Genomic DNA, 295 nt, shown 5'->3' on the forward strand with positions numbered 1-295 from the left:
TGGCCCGCCGCAAGGCCAGCCGCCAGTCCACGCCCGCGCCTGTCATCCGCGAGGGCGAGGCCTCGCACCGCCTGCTGGACGCCCTGCCCTTCAAGCTGACGGGGGCGCAAGCCCGCGCCATCGAGGAAATCCGCCACGATCTGAAGTCCGGCGAGCAGATGGCCCGCCTGCTGCAGGGCGATGTCGGCTCTGGCAAGACGGCCGTGGCCGCCGTGGTACTGGCCGATACGGCCTCCAGCGGTTTCCAGTCGGCCCTGATGGCCCCGACCGAAATCCTCGCGCGCCAGCACTATGA

Annotated in this window: 1 protein-coding gene; it reads left to right on the forward strand. The window is 70.8% G+C overall.

Annotated elements, in window-relative coordinates; translation table 11 throughout:
• The coding region (locus B3H86_RS01180) for a DEAD/DEAH box helicase (protein WP_292050745.1) at positions 1–295 on the forward strand (295 nt) is incomplete at both ends.

It is taken from the genome of Brevundimonas sp. UBA5866 (genome assembly GCF_002432125.1).
In the GTDB taxonomy this organism is placed as follows: domain Bacteria; phylum Pseudomonadota; class Alphaproteobacteria; order Caulobacterales; family Caulobacteraceae; genus Brevundimonas.